This window comes from Sphingomonas sp. MA1305, from assembly GCF_016107325.1.
Classification (GTDB): domain Bacteria; phylum Pseudomonadota; class Alphaproteobacteria; order Sphingomonadales; family Sphingomonadaceae; genus Sphingomonas.
This window is the reverse complement of record NZ_RCVT01000001.1, coordinates 841,000-858,240: the sequence shown is the minus strand read 5'-3', so window position 1 is coordinate 858,240 and position 17,241 is coordinate 841,000. Positions and strand designations below refer to the sequence as shown.

Here is a 17,241-nt window from a genome sequence, read left to right as displayed (position 1 = left end):
GCCCTTTTGCTTACCAGCTGAAACGCAACGTACCGACGATCGTGCGGGACGCGCCGAAATAGCAGCTGTTGTTGAAGAAGCAGCTCGCGATGTGCCGCGTGTCGAAGAGATTGGCGACGTTGAGGCTGAGGTTCAGCCCGGTCAGCGTCGGATCGGCCCGGCCGAGGTCGTAGCCGACGAGCAGATCGGCGAGCACATAGCCCGGCGACGCGAACCGCCTGGTAACCGTGACGCCGTTCACCACCGTCTGCGCCGTCCCGTCCGACTGACCGACATACCGGACGCCGCCACCCAGATTGAACCCGCCGAGCGGCCCGGCCGCCGCCTTGGCCAAATCATAGGCGACGAAGCTCGACGCGCTCCACGTCGGGATGCCGAGCGGCTTGGTACCGGTCACGCCGGCCAATTGGTCGCCGGAGCCGACGACCGGGGTGCCGCGGGTGGTCAGCGCGTGGGTATAAGTGCCGGCGACCGTCGCCGTAAGACCCGGCGCGATCTCGCCGCGGCCATCCAGTTCGACACCGCGGATCGCCACCTCGCCCGCCTGGATCGAAAAGCCGGTATTGACCGGATCGCCGACCGGCACGTTGCGCCGCCGCAGGTCGAAGGCGGACAGGGTGAACAGCGCGTCCAGAACCCGTGGCTGGAACTTCAGTCCCGCTTCATATTGCCGACCGGTCACCGGCACGAACGGCCGACCGTCGAAGCCGCTGCCGGTCTGCGGCTCGAAGCTTTCCGAATAACTGGCGAAGGGCGACAGGCCGAGCTTGGTCTCGTACAGCGCCCCCAGCCGCGTGGTGAACGCGGTCTGCGCCAGCCGCGTCACCGCCGCCGCACTGCCTTCAGGCAGATTGCGGTTGCGGGTCAGCTGATCGTACCAGTCCCAGCGCCCGCTCGCGATCAGATTGAGCCTGCCGATCGCGATCTGATCCTGCACATAGACACCGACTTGGTCGATCTTGCGCAGATTGCGGGTCTGGGTGAGCGGGAAACTCGGCACTGGCCCGTAATAGACGGGATCGTAGAGGTTGAGGTTGGCGATGCTCGTCACCGGATTGGTGGTGACGCCGGCGTTGAACTGCTGGCTGTTGGTGCCGCGATTGTTCTGCCAATCGACCCCGGCGAGCAAGGTATGCGTCAAAGGACCGATCGCAAAGCGGGCGGCGATGCGGTTGTCGAAGGTGATCGTGCGGAACGCCTCGTCCGCGCCACCGCCGCCGCGGACAATCGTCGAGAAATCGGTCTGGCGGTTTGCCCCTGCGCCGCTGGTAGCGAAGGCGGACAGGTAGATCTGGCGATAATGCAGGTCGACATCGAGGTAGCGGGCGTTGGTGGTCCAGGTCAGCCCGGGCGCGAGCGACCGGCGGAACAGCAGGGTCGCCGACCGTTGCTGACGGTCGAACGCCTCATAGCCCGGCTCCGAGACGTTGAGATCGGTGGCGAACTGTCCGCGTGGGTTGGGGAGAGCCGAGCCGTAGGCGGGTACGCCGCTATAGGAAGCGGCCTCCGGATCGCGCTGATAGTTCAGGATCAGCGTCACGCTGGTCGCGTCGTCCGGCGCGAAGGTCAGCATCGGCCGAGCATGATAGCGCCGGTTGCGGGTCAAAGCGATGAATCCGTCCGAGCGTTCTGCGCCTGCGATGACGCGGAACTGCCACCGGCCATCCCGATCGATTGGCTGGTTCACGTCGATCGCGCTTCGCAACAGGTCGTAATTGCCCGCCGCCAGCTCGATCCGCCCGCCGGATGCCGCATAGGGCAGCTTGCTGGTCAGGTTGACGAGTCCGCCAGGCGTCGCGTTGCCATACAGCACCGACGCCGGCCCCTTGATGACCTCGACGCTCTCGACCAGATGGAAGTCGACCTGCGGACTGGCATAGACGCCGCCGAGCAGTCGCATCCCGTCCATGAAGATGCCGGGGGTGAAACCGCGCAGATAGAGCTGATCGTAGCGCGTCGCGACATTGCCGCGCTGATTGGGCGAGACGCCAGCAAGATAGCCGAGCGCCTGGTTGATCGACAGCGCATTGCGCCGTGTCAGTTCTTCATTGTCGATCGCGACGACATTCTGCGGCAGCGCGATCAGCGGCGTGTCGGTCTTCGCACCCGTTTCGCTATGACGCTTGTCGCGCTGTCCATTGACGACGATATCCTCACCCCGGTGCTGCTCCTCATCCCCTTCGTCGCGGGGGATCGCGCGGGTGGCGCCATCTTCTGGCGCACGTAGCGACGCCGCCCACGCCTGCGGCGCCAGGCCGATGAGCGACACTCCGACCAACCCGACAATCTTCGTCTGCACCCGCATTTTATCCATTTCGCTATTGCTAGTGACTCGCAGAAACCGCTAAGGAGGTGCGGCTGACGCGGCAAGTGGAAAAATGACAGAATGTTCATGAATGGTGATATCGCCCGATCGACGTCTCGCCGCCCCGGCGGCCGAGTCCGGTTGGCGATGGCCATGCGCTGCGTCACCGCGTTGATCGGCGGCTATGCCGCAGCGTCCGCGGCGGCGACGCTGCTCGCGCGCGTGCTCCCCGGCGATCGTGCCGAAGCCACCGCCTGGGGCATGATCGTCTCGTTCCTGCTGTATGCGATCATAGGCCTATGGAGTTTCCACGAACCCCGCCTGGGTCGCGTTCTTCTATGCCTATGGGGTGGCGCGCTGGCGGGCGTGGCGGCGCTATGGTTGCTGGGCACCCGGCCGTGACCCTCAGCCTGCGGCAGAATATGGCGTGGATTCACGGCTGGCTGGGGCTCATCGCGGGCTGGATCCTGTTCGCCATGTTCCTGACTGGCACCGCGAGCTATTTCCGGCCGGAGATCACCCGCTGGATGCAGCCGGAGCTGAGCGGCCGGCCGGTGCCTGCCGCCGACGCCGCCTCTTCTGCCATACGCTATCTGCAGCAGACCGGGGCGGACGACCAGCAATGGTATATCTACCTTCCCGGCCCGCGCGAGGTGGCGACGCGCGTCTTCGCCCTGCCAAAGCCCGGCCTTGCCGGCGGACGGAAACGCGCCGACGAACTGACGCTCGATCCCGCCACCGGCCAGCCGGTCCATGCGCGCGCGACGCGCGGCGGCGAACATTTCTACCGCTTCCACTTCCAGCTCCAGCTGCCCCATCCCTGGGGCCGCTGGCTGGCGGGGCTGTGCGCGATGTTCATGCTCGGCGCGATCATCTCCGGAGTGATCACCCATAAGCGCATCTTCGCCGACTTCTTTACGTTGCGGTGGAACAAGGGGCAGCGCAGCTGGCTCGACGCGCACAATGTGTCTGCGGTCCTCGCCCTGCCCTATCACGCGGTGGTCACCTACACCGGGCTGATCACGCTGGTGGCGATGTACATGCCGTGGCCGATCCTGGCCAATTACAAGAAGCCCGCGGACTTTGCCGCGGTAGCTTATGGCACCCCACCCGAGGTCGCAGCCAGCGGGCGAGCGGCGCCGCTGATCGCCATCGCTCCGCTGGTTGCCGAGGCGGAGCGACGCTGGGGTGCGGCCGCCGACGTCGTCATCATCCGCAACCCCAATGATGCCGCCGCCACCGTCACGCTCAGCCGTTCGCGGGAGGCGTCGATCAACGCTCGCGGCGCGTCGCTGACCTTTTCCGGCACGACCGGCCGATTGATCGCACAATCCGGTGCTGCCGGCCCGGCGATCGCCACGGCGGGCGTGATGATGGGGCTGCACATGGCGCAATTCGCTGGCACGGCGTTGCGCTGGACCCTGTTTCTGCTCGGACTGACCGGGGCGGCGATGGTCGGCACCGGGCTGTTGCTGTGGACGGCTGCACGGCGGAAGCCGGGCGCGGCACCCTTCTTCGGTTTGCGCTTGGTCGAGCGGCTCAATATCGCGACGATCGCAGGGCTGCCGACGGCGATGGCGGCCTATCTGCTCGCCAACCGGCTGCTGCCGCCAGAGTTGCCCGGTCGCGCCGACCTCGAGGTGAAGGCGATGTTCTGGACCTGGGGATTGCTCGCGCTGGTCCAGCTTGCCAGGCCGGCGCGCCGCGCCTGGACCGAAGGACTGGCACTGGCGGCACTCGCCTTCGTCGCCATCCCCGTCGCCAATATGCTGACCACGCAACGCGGCCTGCCGGGCTCCTTGTTAGATGGCGACATGCTGTTTGCCGCCTTTGACCTAGCGATGCTGGTCATCGCGACCCTGCTCGCCTTCGGCAGCTGGCGGGCCGCGCAGCCGCCACGCGTGAAGACCCGCCGTACCGCCTCACGGAAGATGATCCATGCTTGAGACCGCCACGCTTTCCGCGTTCGCCTGGCTGCTGATGGCAGGCGCCGCCTTCCGCCATCGGCGCGATGCCGACGTGCGCAATGCCCGCGAAGCACGGTGGCTACGCATCGCCGGCTGGGCGATCCTAAGCGTAGCGCTGTTGCGCAGCGGCACCGGCCTAACGGGCGAACGGTTCGTCAGGATGCTGGCGGGCGCCTCGCTCGGCGGGGTTGCGGTCGTGCTGACGCTGTCGGTCGCCGCAGCCCCAGCCCTGGCCCCCGCGCGCCTGCTGCTGCGGATTGTCCGCCTCCCGGCGCGGCGGCGTCTGGATGCCAGTGCGCCGTTCGTCGCGGCAGCGCGCTGATCAGGCTGCCCCATCCCGCCGGATCGTGGACGGCGGCAGGACATGACAAAAGGGCGCGCCGGAAGTCCCGCCGCGCCCTTGTCGTTTCGCCCGATTGGACGGCCGGCGGATTATTCCGCGGCGGCCGTGCCCTTGGCCGGACGCGTGTCGCGACGCTCGGCGATACGCGCCGACTTGCCGGTGCGGCCACGCAGATAATAGAGCTTCGCACGACGCACCGCGCCCTTGCGCACGACGTCGATCGAATCGATGTTCGGCGAGTAGAGCGGGAAGACGCGCTCGACGCCCTCGCCGAAGCTCATCTTTCGAACGGTGAACGAGGAGCCCATGCCCTTGTTCGAGCGCGCGATGCACACGCCCTCGTAATTCTGGACGCGGGTGCGGTCGCCTTCGACGACCTTCACGCCGACCTTGAGCGTGTCGCCCGGACGGAAATCGGGGATCGCGCGCTTTTCGGTCAGCTTGGCGATCTGCTCGGCTTCGAGCTGCTGGATCAGGTTCATGTCACGTCATCCTTCATGCGCCGCGCACCAGAGGGAGGTCGGACCCGAGCGCCCTCATGGCGCTCCCATAAGTCCGGCCTCCGTAGCCGTGTGTCGGTCTCGGCCATCGACTTGCGCCAGGCCGCGATCCTCGCATGATCCCCCGATCGCAGCACTTCGGGGATCGTGCGCCCTTCCCATTCATAGGGGCGGGTATATTGCGGATATTCGAGCAGCCCCGTTTCGAAGCTCTCGTCGTCCCCGCTGGAAGCCGCGCCCATTACGCCGGGAAGCAGCCGGATGCAAGCGTCGAGCAGCACCAGCGCACCCATCTCGCCGCCCGACAGCACATAGTCGCCGATCGACACCTGCTCGATCGGCCGGGCATCAAACAGACGCTCGTCGAACCCCTCGAACCGGCCGCACAGGACGACGATGCCGGGTCCGGCGGCGAGCTCCCGCACCCGGGCCTGGGTCAGCGGCCGGCCGCGCGGCGTCATCGCCAGGATCGGGCGATCGTCCGTCACGCTGTCGACCGCCGCCGACAGGACGTCGGCGCGCAGCACCATGCCCGCGCCGCCACCGGACGGCGTGTCGTCGACCGAGCGGTGCTTGTCGGTGGCAAAGTCGCGGATCTGCACCGCCTCGCACGACCAGCCGCCCTCGCGCAGCGCGCGCCCGGCGAGCGACACCCCGAGCGGGCCGGGAAACATCTCCGGATAGAGCGTGAGGATGGTGGCGGTGAAGGACGTCGTCATGGGGATTGCGTCCAATCCTCGACCCGCAGGTCCGGTATCTCCGCGAAATGCCGCGCATTGTTCGTCACCACCGTCAGACGATGCGACAGCGCATGCGCGGCGATCAACCGATCGAAGCCCCCCCGTCGAAACGGCAGGGTGGCATAGGCGAGTGCCGCTCTATAGTCGAAGTCGAGGACCGGGACCTCCGACACGAACGACCGCAATCGATCGACCGACGGCGGCTTACCCTTCCGCGACCCCAGCACCACCTCTGCCAACGCGATCGACGAGGTCACGACCTCGCCTTCGTCACAGGCTGCGAGGCGGTGCAACAGCGGCTCGCTCGTACCCGACATTGCCGCGATGATGATATTGGAATCGAGGAGATAGCGCATCAGCGATCGTCATCATTGCCAGTAAAGAGACGGTCCTCCTCCGGGATCAGTTGGAGCTCGGGAATCAATCCCCAGAACTTCGCCACGTCGAGCTTGCGCTTCGGCGTATCCGGCAGATCGAACGACACATGAGCGTTATCCTCGATCTCAAGCTCGATCTCGCTGCCGGGCAGCAAGCCGAGGCTAGCCGGCAGGCGCATCGCCATCGAGTTGCCCGATTTGAAGATCTTGACCGTCATGCGCTTGCGCTCTCGCGGCTTCAGCCACGGGAGCGGACCGGTTGTACGATCCAAAATGGCACCGCGCTCCTCGTCCGACCACTCCGGTGAAGCCATCTCACGCCTCCGTAGATACAGTCGCGTATATACTTCCCAAGCCCAAATCGCAAGGAACTTGCGCCGGCGCAGCGCGTCCGGGAAGCCAATGGACGATTGCATCATCATCGGCGCCGGCCCGGCAGGGCTGACCGCGGCCATCTATCTTGCCCGCTTCCACCTCTCCATCCGGCTGTTCGACAGCGGGTCGAGCCGGGCGGCGATGATCCCGTGTACGCACAATCACGCCGGCTATCCGGAGGGGATCGCGGGCAAGGAATTGCTGCGCCTGATGCTGGCACAGGCCGAACATTACGGTGCCGTGCGTGAGCCAGTGAAGGTGACCGCGATCGAGCCGGACGGCGACAATTTCGTCGTCCGCACTGATCATGGCAGCCACCGGGCGCACACCGTGCTGCTCGCCACCGGCGTGGTCAATCACCGGCCGGCTGGGCTGCTGCCCGAGGTGCACGATCCGGCGCTGGAGCGCGGCCTGTTACGCTATTGCCCGATTTGCGACGGCTATGAGGTGACCGACAAACGCGTTGGCGTCATCGGCACGGGCGATCACGGCATGCGCGAGGCGCTGTTCCTGCGTGGCTATACGCGGGACGTGACGCTGGTCGCGCCCGAAGCTGGCCATCAACTCGACGACAGCTGCCAGCAGGCGCTCGACGAGGCAGGCATCGCCCGGATCGACGGACCCTGCGGCGGCTGGGCGATCGAGGGCGATCGGCTGGCGCTAGATACCGCGGAGGGCCGGATGGCGTTCGACAGCGTCTATCCGGCGCTGGGCTCGCGCATCCGCTCGCACCTGGCGGTCGCCGCCGGCGCACGGGCGAGCGACGAGGGGTGCCTGGAGGTCGACGACCACCAGCGGACCAGCGTGCCGGGGCTGTTCGCGGCGGGCGATGTGGTGAAGGGTCTCGACCAGATCAGCCATGCGATGGGGGAAGCCGGCGTGGCGGCGACGACGATCCGCAACACCTTGAACGCGCGCCAACCCATCCGCCGCTAGCCGCCGGAACGTCTCAAAAGTCTCACCCGTTCGGAGTTCCGCGGGCGATGTGGCGGATATGGTCCGACACGAGAACGCCCCGAGTCGCATACGGTCGGAAAGTCTCGAAGGTCTCACTGACGCGTACGCATCGCACGCCCCATCACAGCGCCACTGGGTCGTGCAGCACTACAATGAGAAAGACGGGGTGCACACCGATGGCAGCCCCCTCGCCCGCATGATGACGAATCGACGAGTTGTAGGACAGCGTTATTCGACGAAGGCGGGATCGACGATCAGCCGCTGGCCATCCCAGGACGGCACCGCTTCGGCGCGCATCGGCACCATGAAGCGCTTGCCGGTCGGCCGCTCGATCTCGATCACGTCGCCGGCGCCGAAATTCTCGACCAGCGCGACGCGGCCCAAGGCGGTGCCGTCCGGCAATTCGGCGGGCAGCCCGATCAAATCGGCATGATAATATTCGCCCTCCGCCAGTGCGGGTAAGGCGCTGCGCGGCACGGTCAGTTCCGTCCCGCGCAGTGCCTCCGCCGCATTGCGGTCGTCGACTTCGGCAAAGCGGGCGATCGTGCCGTTCGGACCGGCCTGCGCCGACTTGAGCGTCAGCGCGCCGCCATTGAACTGGCGATAGCCGGACAGATCCTCGGCGAAGACCTTGAGGCGCACCTGGCCATGGATGCCATGCGCGCCGATCACGACCGCCAGCGTCACCACCGGCTCGCCGCCGGTCGCCTCAGCCGTTGGGGCTGCCTTCGTCGCCGGCGGGGGCGGCGTCGTCGCCTTCGGCCGGTTCGGTTGCCGAGACTCCTTGGTTGGTGGCGTCGTCGTCGTCATCGGCTGCCGTGCGGGGATCGGGGAAGGGATCGTTGGCCATGATGCGTCTCTCCTGTGAGAGGATTGCAACGCATCATGGCCGAACGGGATGCTTACTGCTCAGCCGTCGCCTCGGCGACCTGCTCGCCCTCGGCGGTCGGCTCGGCCGTGGCGCTCTCGACGGCGGACGCCATCGCTGCTTCGGCCTCGGCCTCCTGCTGCGCCTTCAGCTTCTCGGCACGCTCCTCGGCGCGCTCGGTCGCCTTCTCGCCCGGCTTGCCCTTGGTCGGGTTGTTGCGGGCGGTGCGCTCGCGGACGCCGGCGGCGTCGAGGAAGCGGGCGACGCGATCGGTCGGCTGTGCGCCGTTCGACAGCCAGTGCTTGGCGCGCTCGGCGTCGAGGACGATGCGCTTCTCGTCGTCCTTCTTGAGCAGCGGATTGTAGTTGCCGATCTTCTCGATGAACTTGCCGTCGCGCGGGCTACGCGCGTCGGCCACGACGATGCGGTAATAAGGACGCTTCTTCGAGCCACCACGCGACAGACGGATGCTGAGTGCCATTGTATTCTTCTTCCTTGCTAAATCAGTTGGTTATTTCTTGTTCTTCAGAAAATTCTCGAAGCCGGGCGGCAGTTTGGGCATGCCGTCCGCGCCGGGTCCGCCGAGACCCGGCAACCCGCCGCCCGCCTTGTTCATCATCTCGCCGAGATCGGCGCCGCCGATCGCATTGCCGAGGCCGCCGAGGCCGCCCGCCGGGCCGCCCTTGCCGAGCATCGCCATCATGCCCTTGAGCCCGCCCATCTTCTTGATCTTCTTCATGGCGGTCGACATTTCGAGATGCATCTTCAGGAGCTTGTTGACCTCCTGCACGGTGGTGCCGGAGCCCTTGGCGATGCGGATCTTGCGCTTGGCGTTGATCAGCGCCGGATTGGCGCGCTCCTTGAGCGTCATCGAGCCGATCATCGCATCCATGTGGATCAGCACCTTGTCGCCGCCGGCCTGGGCCACGGCATTCTGCGCCTTCTTCATGCCGGGCATCATGCCGGCGAGCGCGCCGAGGCCGCCCATGCGGCGCATCTGCTGCAACTGACCGCGCAGATCGTTCATATCGAACTGGCCCTTGAGGAGCCGCTTCGACATGCGCTCGGCGTCTTCCTGCTGGATCGACTCCGCGGCGCGCTCGACCAGGCTGACGACGTCGCCCATGCCGAGAATGCGGCCGGCGACGCGCGAGGCGTGGAACGCCTCCAGCGCATCCATCTTCTCGCCGGTGCCGGCGAATTTGATCGGCTTGCCGGTGACCGCGCGCATCGACAGCGCCGCGCCGCCGCGGGCGTCGCCGTCCATGCGGGTGAGCACGACGCCGGTCAGCGGCACCTGTTCGGAGAAGTTCGTCGCGACGTTGACCGCGTCCTGGCCGGTCAGCGAGTCGACCACGAGCAGGATCTCGTCCGGCGTGGCGATCTCCGCCACCGCCTTCATCTCGTCCATCAGCGCCTGGTCGACGTGGAGGCGACCGGCGGTGTCGAGCATCAGGACGTCATAGCCCTGCAGCTTCGCCGCCTGCATCGCGCGGCGGGCGATGTCGACCGGCTGCTGGCCGGCAACGATCGGCAGCGTCGCCACCTCGATCTGGGTGCCGAGCGTCGCCAGCTGCTCCTGCGCGGCCGGGCGATTGACGTCGAGCGACGCCATCAGCACCTTCTTGCGATCGCGCCCCATTGCGCCCGCGCTCAAGCGCTTGGCGATCTTGGCGGTCGTCGTCGTCTTGCCCGAACCCTGCAGGCCGACCATCATCACCACCGCCGGTGGCGTCACCGCCAGCTGCAGTTCGGCGCCCTGCGGATCGTCGCCGCCGAGCATCTCCACCAGCGCGTCATTGACGATCTTGACGACCTGCTGCCCCGGCGTGATCGAGCGCAGCACGTTCTGGCCGACCGCTTCCTCGGTGACCTTGTCGACGAAGCTGCGCGCCACCGGCAGCGCGACGTCCGCCTCGAGCAGCGCGACGCGCACCTCGCGCATCGCGGCCCGCACGTCGGCCTCGGTCAGCGCGCCACGGCCACGCAGACGGTCGAAGACGCCGCCAAGCCGGTCGCTGAGACTGTCGAACATCGCCGCGAAACCTTCTACTGTATCACGCAACGCAAAAGACGCCGGCGGACGAAACCTCGTCGGCCGGCGTGCGCTCATGGCGCTTGCCTTTCACGCTCCGCAATCGGAACGAAGGGGCCGCTTAGGGGAAAACGGCGAGGAAGGCAAGTCTTCGGGCAGGCTGCTGGTGTGTGCTGCCGTTTCAGCCCCGCTCTCGCAACCCCTCGTCATCCCCGCGGAGGCGGGGCTCCAGAAACGCGACGTTGTGGATAGAGCCGCACGGCCAACCAGTCTGGATCCCCGCCTGCGCGGGAATGACGGTCGGGGTCGGGGGGCGCCGCCCACACCTTCCTTCGTCATCCCGGCGGAAGCCGGGACCCATGGTCGCGTCCGGCCCGAGGGACTCGACAGCTTGCCACCGTCCCGTCTCCACAAGTCCCGGCTTCCGCCGGGATGACGCATGGGGAGATGGCGCAGCGCGAGCGATCACCGGCACCGCATGGACTTACCTCCCCCGCCCCACTAGATCGCGGCGCATGAACGCTCCCGCGCCAGAGGTCATCTCCCTCGGCTGCCGCCTCAATATCGCCGAAAGCGAAACGATCCGCGCGCTCGTCGCCGGGCGCGACACGGTCGTGATCAACAGCTGCGCGGTGACCGGCGCGGCGGTCAAGGCGACGCGGGCGGCGATCCGGCGCGCCCGGCGCGCGCGGCCGGCGGCCGAGCTGGTCGTCACCGGCTGCGCAGCGCAGATTGACCCCGCCGGCTTCGCCGCCATGGCGGAGGTCGACCGGGTGATCGGCAATGCCGACAAACTGTCGCCGGCCGCCTGGACGAGCGCGACGCCGGTCGTGGTCGGCGACATCATGCAGGTGCGCGAAACCGCGCCGCACCTCGCCGCCAGCTTCTCCACCCATGCCCGTGCCTTCGTCGAGGTACAGAATGGCTGCGACCATCGCTGCACCTTCTGCGCCATCCCCTTCGGGCGGGGGCCGAGCCGCTCCGTCCCCGCCGGTGCGGTGGTGGCGCGGATCGCCGATCTGGTGGCGAACGGCCATCGCGAGATAGTGCTGACCGGCGTCGACCTGACCAGCTACGGCCACGATCTACCCGGCAGTCCGACCCTCGGCATGCTGGTCGAGCGGATCCTGGTGCATGTGCCGGGGCTGGCGCGGCTGCGGCTGTCGTCGCTCGACTCGATCGAGATCGACGAGCGGCTGGCCGAGATCGTCACGGGCGACGCCCGCGTCATGCCGCACCTCCACCTCTCCTTCCAGGCGGGCAACGACCTGATCCTCAAGCGGATGAAGCGCCGCCACAGCCGCGCCCAGGCGATCGACACGGTCGTCCGGCTGAAGGCGAAGCGGCCGGAGCTGGCGATCGGTGCGGACCTGATCGCCGGCTTCCCCACGGAGGACGATGCGATGGCCGCCGACACGCTGGCGCTGATCGCCGACGCGGACATCGTCCACGCCCATATCTTCCCCTATTCGCCCCGCGCCGGCACGCCCGCCGCCCGGATGCCGCAGGTCGATGCCGCCGCGATCAAGGCCCGCGCGGAACGGCTGCGCGCGGCGGCGGCGCAGCGCAAGGCGGCGTGGCTGCGCACGCTGGTCGGCACGACTCAGGACGTGCTCGCCGAACACCCCGGCAATCGCGGCCATGCCGGGAATTTCGCCGACGTCACCTTCATCGGGCACGCAGAGGCCGGCACCATCGTTAAGGCCCGCATCGCTGCCGCCACCGACATCCACCTCACCGGACATATCGCATGAGCACCACCCCATCCTGGCACGAGCGTCTGCTCGGCGGCTTTCGCAAGACGTCGGACCGGCTGGTCGGCAACCTCGCCGGCTTGGGCGGCGCGCGGCTCGACGAGGCGACGCTGGACGATATCGAGGAGGCGCTGATCGCCTCCGACCTCGGCCCGGAGACCGCCGGTCGCATCCGCACCCGGCTGGCCGAGGGGACGTTCGAGCGCAACATGGAGGAACTGGGCATCCGCCTGGTCGTCGCCGAGGAAGTGGAGAAAGCACTCGCCAGGGTCGCGACGCCGCTGGAGATCGAGGCATTCCCGCGCCCGCAGGTGATCCTGGTGATCGGCGTCAACGGATCGGGCAAGACGACGACGATCGCCAAGCTCGCCCATCTGCTGATGGAGCAGGACTATGGCGTGATGCTGGCGGCGGGCGACACGTTCCGCGCCGCGGCGATCGGCCAGCTCGCCACCTGGGCGGAGCGGGTCGGCGTGCCGATCGTCACCGGACCGGAAGGCGGCGATGCGGCGGGCGTGGTGTGGGATGCGGTCAAGAAGGCGACGGAGACCGGCATCGACGTGCTGATCGTCGACACCGCCGGCCGGCTACAGAACAAGCGCGAGCTGATGGACGAGCTGGCCAAGATCCGCCGCGTGCTGGGCCGGATCAACCCGGCCAGCCCGCATGACGTGGTGCTCGTGCTCGACGCGACCACCGGCCAGAATGCACTCAGCCAGATCGAGGTGTTCAAGGAAGTGGCCGGGGTGACCGGCCTCGTCATGACCAAGCTCGACGGCACGGCGCGCGGCGGCGTGCTGGTCGCCGCGGCGGAGAAATACGGCCTGCCGATCCATGCGATCGGCGTCGGCGAGGGGATGACGGACCTCAGACCCTTCGATCCCCATGAGGTCAGCCGGATCATCGCCGGCGTCGATGCGGGAGTGCGCAAGTCATGACCTTCGGTTGCGTGACGAGGACGGAATCCCGGGCGACGGCGAAGGACGCTATCGCATGACGCAAAAGGGCTCCCCCGGCGTTCGCCTCGGCGTGGAATACGGGCCTTTGCTCGTCTTCTTCGCCGCCAATTTCCTGTTCCCGTCGGCGCTGGCGATGCGGCTGGTCGGCGCGTCGACCGGCTTCCTGTCGGACCTGGACCGCGCCGGCGCGCTGGTGATCGCGCGGGTCGTCGTCGCCACGGTCGCCTTCGTGCTCGCGACGGTGGTGGCGATGGTCGTGTCGCGGGTGAAGCTCGGCAGGGTGTCGCCGATGCTGTGGATCTCCGGCGCCTTCGTGGTGATCTTCGGCGGGCTGACCGTCTGGTTCCACGATCCCAAGTTCATCCAGATGAAGCCGACCTTCGTCTATGCGATGTTCGCCGCGGTGCTCGGCTATGGCCTGCTCAGCGGGCGACCGTTGCTCGAGGGGCTGCTCGGCGCTGCCTATCCCGGCCTGACGGCAGAAGGGTGGCGCAAGCTGACCCGCAACTGGGCGCTGTTCTTCCTGTTCATGGCGGCGCTGAACGAGACGGTATGGCGTTCGACCAGCTGGGATTTCTGGGTCGGGTTCAAGCTGTGGGGGGCCATCCCGCTGACCTTGCTGTTCGCCTTCGCCAACCTGCCGATGCTGTTGCGCCACGGCCTGACCACCGAGGACGCGGCCACGGCCGTGCCGCCGCAGGAATGACCCGCGGCGGCTGGACGGTCACACCATGGTGACGCGGCCGTCGTCGATCAGGCGCTCGACCGGCTGATCGCTGATCGGCCCCGGCGACTGATCCTCGCGCTTGTGGGCGAACAGCCAGCGTGCGCCGAGCCCTGCCACCGCCGCCCCGGCAATCGGTGCAATCCAGAACAGCCACAGCTGCGACAGGGCCCAGCCGCCCATGAACAGCGCTGGCCCGGTGCTGCGCGCCGGATTGACCGAGGTGTTGTCGATCGGGATCGAGATCAGATGGATCAGCGTCAGCGCCAGACCGATCGACAGCGGTGCGAACGGGCCGGACGAGCGCTGGTCGGTGGCGCCGAGGATGACGATCAAAAAGCCTGCGGTCAGCAGCGCCTCTGCCAGAAACGCCGTCGCCATGCTGTAGTGACCGGGCGAATGCGCGCCATAGCCGTTGGCGGCGAAGCCGCTGGCGACGAGGTCGAAGCCCGGCGCGCCGCCAGCAAGGACGGCGAGCGCGGCACTGGCGAGGATGGCGCCGACCAGCTGCGCCGCGACATAGCCTGGTAGATCGCGCGCCGCGAAGCGCCCGGCGACGGTCAGGCCGATGCTCACCGCCGGGTTGAAATGCCCGCCCGAGGTGAAGCCGACGGCGAAAGCCATGGTGAAGACGGTCAGGCCGAAGGCGAGCGCGACGCCGGCCATGCCGATGCTGCCCGGTACGCCCGCCCCCGCCGCGACCACGGCGGCACCGCAGCCGCCGAGCACCAGCCAGAAGGTGCCGATCGCTTCCGCCGCCAATCGCCGGGCGAGCGCGACCGGACGCGGCCGCTCCGCCTCCGCCGCGGCTGGAAAGCGACGGGTGGTGGCTGGCTGAATGGGCTGATGAACCGTCATGCGCCACCTCCTTCTGGCCGGCACGTCCATCAGCGGGCGCGAACCGGTGGGAATGACGGCACGGCAACGTGTCCGTATCGGCCCTGTTCCTGGTATCGTTGCACTAACGGCATATGGTGGATGCGCTAGTCCGCACCGGGCGGAAAACGCGAAAGGCGCCACCGTCGCCGGCAGCGCCCTCCATTCAATTAGCTTGACGAGCGTCAGGCGGCGTCGAACCGCTTGCCCGCCTCGTCCCAGTTGACGATGTCCCACCAGGCCTTGAGGTAGCCCGGGCGATCGTTCTTGTAGGTCAGGTAATAGGCGTGTTCCCACACGTCGTTGCCGAGGATCGGCGTACCGCGGTCCTCGACCACGTCCATCAGCGGATTGTCCTGGTTCGGCGTCGAGGTGACCTTGAGCTGACCGTCGGCGGTCTTGATCACCCAGGCCCAGCCCGAACCGAACTGGCCCGCGCCCTTGGTGTTGAAGTCCTCCTTCAGCTGGTCGAGCCCGCCATAGGCGTCGATCGCCTCCTTCAGCGCGCCCGACGGCTGGGTCGACCCCTTGGGCGCCATGATCTTCCAGAAGAAGTCGTGGTTCCAATAGCCGCCACCATTGTTGCGGACGAGCGGCGGCTGCGACGAGATGTTGGCGAGGATGTCCTCGATCGACTTGCCGGCGAGCGATGCGTCCTTCTCGACGCCCTCGTTGAGCTTGGCGGTATAGGCCGCGTGATGCTTGTCGTGGTGGAAGGTCATCGTCTCCTTGGAGATGACCGGTTCCAGCGCGTCATAGTCGTAGGGGAGCGGCGGCAGTTCGAATGCCATGGCTTTGGGCCTCCTGAGATGGAACGGGGTTCGCGCCCGTCAACGCAGCAGGCGGGGTAATGCTCCCGCGCCGTTACGCAAGCGTGATGACGTTTGCGGGTGCTGCACCGATTCTTCGTCATCCCGGCGAAAGCCGGGACCCATGGTTGCGATCGGCTGAAGGGGCTCGCAACCTCGCAACCGTACCCTGTCCATGGGTCCCGGCTTGCGCCGGGATGACGAAGGGGTAGGTCACCCCCCCGCGTTGATCAGGTCGTGCCGCCGGAGGGCATGGCGCAACTGGTCGTAGGTCAGCCCGAGCGAATCGGCGGTGGCGCGCTGGTTGAAGCGGTGCTCCGCCAGCGCTCGGGCGAGCAGCTCGCGCTCGAACCGCGCGACGCGTGACTTGAAGTCCGATGGGCCGGCGTCGCATGCAGCGACGGGGCTGTCCTCCGGCTCGGCACGAGGCGGTGCCGCGGACGGCGTCTCTGCGGACGGCGCCGGGGCGGCCGGGCGCGGGGCCCCGCCGTGCAGCCCCTGCGGCCGATAGGGCGAGGCGAAGGGGTCGATCTCGATCGAATCGACCGGCCCCTCCCCCGCCCAACGGTAGACGGCGCGCTCGACGACGTTGCGCAATTCGCGCACATTGCCCGGCCAGCGATGCGTCATCAGCGCGTCGAGCGCCCGCGGCCCGAAGCCGGGCCAGCGGTCCCAGCCGATCTCCGAGGCCATGCGCCGGCCGAAATGGTCGGCGAGCACCGGTATGTCCCCCGAACGGGCGCGCAGCGGCGGCAGCGTCACCACCTCAAAGCTCAAACGGTCGAGCAGATCGGCGCGGAATTCATGCCGATCGACCTTGTCGGGCAGATGCTCGTTGGTCGCCGCGACGATGCGGACGTCGACGCGCAGCGGCCGGCTCGATCCGATCCGCGTCACCTCACCATATTCCACCGCGCGCAGCAGCCGATCCTGCGCCGCCATCGACAAGGTGCCGAGCTCGTCGAGGAACAGGGTGCCGCCATCCGCCTCCTCGAAGCGGCCGGCCCGCGCCTTGGTCGCGCCGGTGAAGGCACCCGATTCATGGCCGAACAATTCCGCCTCGATCAGCGTCTCGGGCAGTGCGGCGCAATTCATGATCACCAGCGGCTGATCCCAGCGCGGGCTGAGCCGATGCAGGCGCTCGGCGACCAGCTCCTTGCCGGTGCCGCGCTCGCCGATCACCAGCACCGGGCGGTCGAGCGCCGCGGCGCGGCTGGCGCGCTCGAGCGCATCCAGAAAGGCGCCGGATTGGCCGATGACCTGGGTCGTGCGCTGCATCGCCAACTCTTGGCGCAAAATCCCAATGGTCCGCAAGCGTTCATATGTGGTTCATGCGAATACCACACCAGAAAACCGCGCAAATCAGCCGTTTTCGGAATTGGCACGCCTCCTGCAATGCTTTGGGCAAGCCGCCAAGCAGGCGGCACCAAGGTTCAGAATTCAGGAGGTTTCCATGTTCAAGTCCGACATCGGCCGCACCATCGCCGCCATCGCCTGCACCATCGTCTTCAGCGCCACCTGCGTGGCGGGTGCGGTGGGTCCGGCGGCGACGCATCACGCGGCCACCGTGTCCGCCGCCCGCCAGACGGCGTAAGGCGGCGACCCGGGGCGGGCTCGTTTCCCTCGCCCGCCCCGGTCCCATTTTCCAGGAG

Annotated in this window: 20 protein-coding genes; 8 read left to right on the top strand and 12 right to left on the bottom strand. The window is 67.6% G+C overall.

All coding sequences use genetic code 11. The features are described from left to right. Window positions 1–10: 10 nt before the first annotated feature. Entirely contained in the window at window positions 11–2,299 is a 2,289-nt protein-coding gene (locus D9601_RS04425; RefSeq protein WP_198352679.1) for a TonB-dependent siderophore receptor, read from the bottom strand. Between the two features lie 153 nt (window positions 2,300–2,452). On the opposite strand from D9601_RS04425, the gene D9601_RS04420 reads away from it, so the two are divergent. The 3 genes from D9601_RS04420 to D9601_RS04410 are packed head-to-tail and all read left to right on the top strand — an operon-like array spanning window position 2,453 to window position 4,594. Then, window positions 2,453–2,707 (top strand): iron transporter, encoded by a 255-nt coding sequence (locus D9601_RS04420; RefSeq protein WP_198352678.1) that lies wholly within the window; start codon window positions 2,453–2,455, stop codon window positions 2,705–2,707. Further along, complete coding sequence (locus tag D9601_RS04415; protein WP_198352677.1) at window positions 2,704–4,251, top strand: PepSY-associated TM helix domain-containing protein; 1,548 nt, start codon at window positions 2,704–2,706, stop codon at window positions 4,249–4,251. Before D9601_RS04420 ends, D9601_RS04415 begins: the two co-directional genes overlap by 4 nt. Then, window positions 4,244–4,594 carry a hypothetical protein gene (locus tag D9601_RS04410; RefSeq protein WP_198352676.1) on the top strand — a complete coding sequence of 117 codons (351 nt, stop codon included), beginning with the start codon at window positions 4,244–4,246 and terminating at the stop codon, window positions 4,592–4,594. Before D9601_RS04415 ends, D9601_RS04410 begins: the two co-directional genes overlap by 8 nt. A 110-nt stretch (window positions 4,595–4,704) precedes the next feature. Here the strand turns inward: D9601_RS04410 and rplS are convergent, their stop codons facing one another. From rplS to D9601_RS04390, 4 genes are read right to left on the bottom strand one after another with little or no spacing between them, the layout of a single operon-like run. Next, window positions 4,705–5,097: a 50S ribosomal protein L19 gene (gene rplS, locus D9601_RS04405; RefSeq protein ID WP_198352675.1), complete on the bottom strand. Its 393-nt coding sequence runs from the start codon at window positions 5,095–5,097 to the stop codon at window positions 4,705–4,707. Next, entirely contained in the window at window positions 5,094–5,834 is a 741-nt protein-coding gene (gene trmD, locus D9601_RS04400; protein ID WP_198352674.1) for a tRNA (guanosine(37)-N1)-methyltransferase TrmD, read from the bottom strand. The genes rplS and trmD overlap by 4 nt, the downstream gene beginning before the upstream one ends. Continuing rightward, on the bottom strand, window positions 5,831–6,211 hold the full coding sequence (locus tag D9601_RS04395) for a type II toxin-antitoxin system VapC family toxin (RefSeq protein WP_198352673.1): 381 nt from the start codon (window positions 6,209–6,211) through the stop codon (window positions 5,831–5,833). Before D9601_RS04395 ends, trmD begins: the two co-directional genes overlap by 4 nt. Continuing rightward, entirely contained in the window at window positions 6,211–6,546 is a 336-nt protein-coding gene (locus D9601_RS04390; RefSeq protein WP_198352672.1) for an AbrB/MazE/SpoVT family DNA-binding domain-containing protein, read from the bottom strand. The genes D9601_RS04395 and D9601_RS04390 overlap by 1 nt, the downstream gene beginning before the upstream one ends. A gap of 88 nt (window positions 6,547–6,634) precedes the next feature. Here D9601_RS04390 and D9601_RS04385 point away from each other — a divergent pair, with 88 nt between their 5' ends. Next, window positions 6,635–7,543 (top strand): NAD(P)/FAD-dependent oxidoreductase, encoded by a 909-nt coding sequence (locus D9601_RS04385; protein ID WP_198352671.1) that lies wholly within the window; start codon window positions 6,635–6,637, stop codon window positions 7,541–7,543. 249 nt (window positions 7,544–7,792) lie between these two features. Here the strand turns inward: D9601_RS04385 and rimM are convergent, their stop codons facing one another. Genes rimM through ffh form a run of 4 tightly spaced genes read right to left on the bottom strand, consistent with a single transcriptional unit; the run spans window position 7,793 to window position 10,467 of the window. Next, window positions 7,793–8,251 carry a ribosome maturation factor RimM gene (gene rimM, locus D9601_RS04380; protein ID WP_198353465.1) on the bottom strand — a complete coding sequence of 153 codons (459 nt, stop codon included), beginning with the start codon at window positions 8,249–8,251 and terminating at the stop codon, window positions 7,793–7,795. 22 nt (window positions 8,252–8,273) lie between these two features. Further along, window positions 8,274–8,414, bottom strand: a complete 141-nt coding sequence (locus D9601_RS04375; RefSeq protein ID WP_198352670.1) for a hypothetical protein — start codon at window positions 8,412–8,414, stop codon at window positions 8,274–8,276. Between the two features lie 52 nt (window positions 8,415–8,466). Beyond that, window positions 8,467–8,913 (bottom strand): 30S ribosomal protein S16, encoded by a 447-nt coding sequence (gene rpsP / locus D9601_RS04370; protein WP_198352669.1) that lies wholly within the window; start codon window positions 8,911–8,913, stop codon window positions 8,467–8,469. Between the two features lie 30 nt (window positions 8,914–8,943). After that, window positions 8,944–10,467, bottom strand: a complete 1,524-nt coding sequence (ffh, locus tag D9601_RS04365) for a signal recognition particle protein (protein WP_198352668.1) — start codon at window positions 10,465–10,467, stop codon at window positions 8,944–8,946. Window positions 10,468–10,982: 515 nt separating this feature from the next. On the opposite strand from ffh, the gene mtaB reads away from it, so the two are divergent. The 3 genes from mtaB to D9601_RS04350 are packed head-to-tail and all read left to right on the top strand — an operon-like array spanning window position 10,983 to window position 13,886. Further along, window positions 10,983–12,221, top strand: coding sequence for a tRNA (N(6)-L-threonylcarbamoyladenosine(37)-C(2))-methylthiotransferase MtaB (gene mtaB, locus D9601_RS04360; RefSeq protein WP_198352667.1), 1,239 nt, complete (start codon window positions 10,983–10,985; stop codon window positions 12,219–12,221). Next, window positions 12,218–13,159: a signal recognition particle-docking protein FtsY gene (gene ftsY, locus D9601_RS04355; RefSeq protein ID WP_198352666.1), complete on the top strand. Its 942-nt coding sequence runs from the start codon at window positions 12,218–12,220 to the stop codon at window positions 13,157–13,159. Before mtaB ends, ftsY begins: the two co-directional genes overlap by 4 nt. A 55-nt stretch (window positions 13,160–13,214) precedes the next feature. Continuing rightward, complete coding sequence (locus tag D9601_RS04350; protein ID WP_198352665.1) at window positions 13,215–13,886, top strand: septation protein A; 672 nt, start codon at window positions 13,215–13,217, stop codon at window positions 13,884–13,886. Between the two features lie 18 nt (window positions 13,887–13,904). Here D9601_RS04350 and aqpZ read toward each other — a convergent pair whose 3' ends face one another. The 3 genes from aqpZ to pspF form a co-directional block, all read right to left on the bottom strand. Further along, a complete protein-coding gene (gene aqpZ, locus D9601_RS04345) occupies window positions 13,905–14,762 on the bottom strand; it encodes an aquaporin Z (RefSeq protein ID WP_198352664.1) in 858 nt (285 codons plus the stop codon). Between the two features lie 203 nt (window positions 14,763–14,965). Next, window positions 14,966–15,571, bottom strand: coding sequence for a superoxide dismutase (locus D9601_RS04340; protein ID WP_198352663.1), 606 nt, complete (start codon window positions 15,569–15,571; stop codon window positions 14,966–14,968). A gap of 231 nt (window positions 15,572–15,802) precedes the next feature. Then, window positions 15,803–16,867 carry a phage shock protein operon transcriptional activator gene (gene pspF, locus D9601_RS04335; protein ID WP_198352662.1) on the bottom strand — a complete coding sequence of 355 codons (1,065 nt, stop codon included), beginning with the start codon at window positions 16,865–16,867 and terminating at the stop codon, window positions 15,803–15,805. Between pspF and D9601_RS04330 the strand changes: the two genes are divergently transcribed. Further along, window positions 16,845–17,183, top strand: coding sequence for a hypothetical protein (locus D9601_RS04330; RefSeq protein ID WP_198353464.1), 339 nt, complete (start codon window positions 16,845–16,847; stop codon window positions 17,181–17,183). The two genes, pspF and D9601_RS04330, sit on opposite strands and share 23 nt — an antisense overlap. Window positions 17,184–17,241: the final 58 nt, after the last annotated feature.